Consider the following 2,514-nt stretch of genomic DNA (forward strand, 5'->3'; position numbering starts at 1 on the left):
CTAGGTGGCGGCAGGATTATAAAAACTGGATTGTCGACAAGCGCTGGTTACAGCGTGCGAAGAACGACTTAAAAGCGGCGGCCGATTCTGTTTTTGATCATGGGAGTTATGTCGGCAGATAACGATTGATAATGCTATCTGCCGTGTTTAGTCGCTTAATGGTAAGAAGAGTTTTAACGGCTGCCCTGGAAGCACGTTAAAACCAAACTGCCGATAAAACTCGGCTGCGGCTGGATTCAGTGCGTCTACCACGATTGCATAAACGGCCATCACTTCACTAGCTTGCTCTACGCGCTGTACAGCATCGGCCAGCAGTATCGTTCCCAAGCGTTGACCTTGATATTGTTTATCAACCGCGAGCCTGCCTAATAACGCCACCGGCACCGGATAATTGGGGAGTCGATTTTTATGTTCTGGCGGCAAGTCGCCGGCACGCACACTGCCTGCACTGAGGGTGTAGTAGCCAAGGATGGTTTGCGGCGCGCTGACGTCGGTTGCCACGAACACCTTATTGAGGCGGTGTTTTACGTTTTGGCGGGCGTATTGTTGTAGGTAGTTGTTTAGGGTGCTGTCGCCACAGTCGAAGGCTTTGCGTTGATGGTTGGTGTTGAGTGTTTCGATTTTGAGTGGCATCAGTCCCGGACAACCGTTTGCTGATGGAGCGCTAGGGCGTGTTTCAATTTAGCATTCTTGGCCGGCGGGTTTTCCAGAGCGTCCAAAAATAAGGTCCAATCGGCAGGGGAAAGGGTGATTTGCTCGTGCTCGTTGATGATATTTTCGGCAGCGGCCAGCGATTGAGCCAACACAAATTCGGACAGTTTTTTGTGGCTGTAACTTGCGGCTTTTTCCAGCTTTTGCTTGGAAAGAGCGTCCAGGCGAATGTGCATGCGTTCTTGTTTGGTGGTTTCTGGCGTAGGCATATAATTCCCTCCAATTGGCTGGAAGTAATTGTACGCCAATTGTGCGTCTACTTTTAACTTTTGCTTTAACTTGCCCGTTTGATCGGAATCACGTTTGGATTCCCGCCAGTTAATAATTCCAGTCGTTCGCCCAAAACGCGCCAACCCTCCGCCTGTTCTGCTTTTAGTTCCTGGTGTTGGTAGACGCGCTTCAACTTGTTTTCTTGGGTGTGATTCAGGCATTTTTCGATCACGTCGCCGTGTACGCCGAGGTTGCCCATCATCGTGGCGCCGGTTCTGCGCAGATCGTGAGGCGTCCATTTGCCGCCGGGCAAAACTAAAGCTTGGTTGGCTTTACTACGATTGCTGTAAACCGTCGAATTCTGCCGGCCGTCGATTTGCTTGGTGATCGATTTTTCGCAAACGTGAGAGCTATCGCGGGTATTGGGGAAAAGCCAAGTATCCGATTGCCTGAAAGCGAACAAGCGTTGAAACTGGTTCAGGGCAAAGTCGGATAAGTAAACGGTATGGGCCTTGTCGTTCTTGCTGTTCTCTACCGGAATGAAAAAGGTTTTGGTATCGAAATCGACATGTTTCCATTCGGCCTTGCTCAGTTCGCCGACACGACAAAGCGTTGATAGCATGATCCAGATCGCACACTCGGTGGTCGGCATCAGGCCGGCGGCGGGAAGTTGATCTTTTAATAGTCTGATTTCGTCTTGCGACAAAACCCGGTCGCGCTCGGTGTTTTTGGTCGTGACCTTACTAACGCTTAAACTTGCCGTTGGATCAAATTCAATCACATCCCGGTCGACCGCGAATTTAAACATTTGTCGCATCAGTTTAAGCAGATTGCGCGATGTATGAACCGAGCCACGTTGCTTGACGCGGTCGATGACGTCGGTGACATGGCTCTTACGAATGTCTTGGGCGTTGATGCCGCCGATGATCGGCAGAACATCTTTGGCAAACATCCGCTGCACTTCGGCCAAATCCTTGCGTTGCTGTAAATCAGTCATTACCCAGCGCTCAAATAATCCGCTGACGCTGGTTAGGGCTTGCTGTCGAGCCAATTCAGCTTGTTCTGCTAACTGTGCCGCCCTGGCGCGCTCTGCTGAAAGTTTTTGTTCGGTGGCTGGATCGATGCCTTGTTTGGCAATGGCTTTGTAATCGTCCCGTTCTTTTCGGGCTTCCGCCAATGTTTTAGCTTTGAGCGTCAGCCATATTTGCTTGCCTTGCAGCAAATACCGGAATCGAAACGATACAGCTCCGCCATCCGAAATTGATCTGACCCGGATGTAAAGACCTCCGCCATCGGGAATGATCTGCTCTTTGTCCTGAGCTTTGAGCTTGCGGAAGGCCAGATCAGTAAGTTTATTGTTTGCCATGATTTAATCCTCGCATTCTGTTTTCGGGATACATTCCGGGATACATTTTTTGCTGGATTTGATTAAATCATGATGGATGTATTTGGACAATGTCCCCGGCAAAAATAATTCAAACTATTGTATTAAAATAAAAAATCAAACGAATCTGGATTTTTCTGGAAGTGGAATTACTTTTCTGTGGGGCAAGTGATAGTGGGTTCGAATCCCGCCGTCCCGACCAATAAAAG

Annotated in this window: 3 protein-coding genes; all 3 read right to left on the reverse strand. The window is 49.3% G+C overall.

The genetic code is table 11. From position 1 onward, the window contains the following. Positions 1-147 precede the first annotated feature (147 nt). The 3 genes from NP603_RS21720 to NP603_RS21730 are packed head-to-tail and all read right to left on the reverse strand — an operon-like array spanning position 148 to position 2,287. Entirely contained in the window at positions 148-633 is a 486-nt protein-coding gene (locus tag NP603_RS21720) for a GNAT family N-acetyltransferase (RefSeq protein ID WP_256612954.1), read from the reverse strand. Beyond that, complete coding sequence (locus NP603_RS21725) at positions 633-959, reverse strand: type II toxin-antitoxin system TacA family antitoxin (RefSeq protein WP_256612955.1); 327 nt, start codon at positions 957-959, stop codon at positions 633-635. Before NP603_RS21725 ends, NP603_RS21720 begins: the two co-directional genes overlap by 1 nt. Positions 960-985: 26 nt before the next feature. Further along, entirely contained in the window at positions 986-2,287 is a 1,302-nt protein-coding gene (locus NP603_RS21730) for a tyrosine-type recombinase/integrase (RefSeq protein ID WP_256612957.1), read from the reverse strand. Positions 2,288-2,514 lie beyond the last annotated feature (227 nt).

This window comes from Methylomonas aurea (assembly GCF_024505045.1).
Taxonomy (GTDB): domain Bacteria; phylum Pseudomonadota; class Gammaproteobacteria; order Methylococcales; family Methylomonadaceae; genus Methylomonas; species Methylomonas aurea.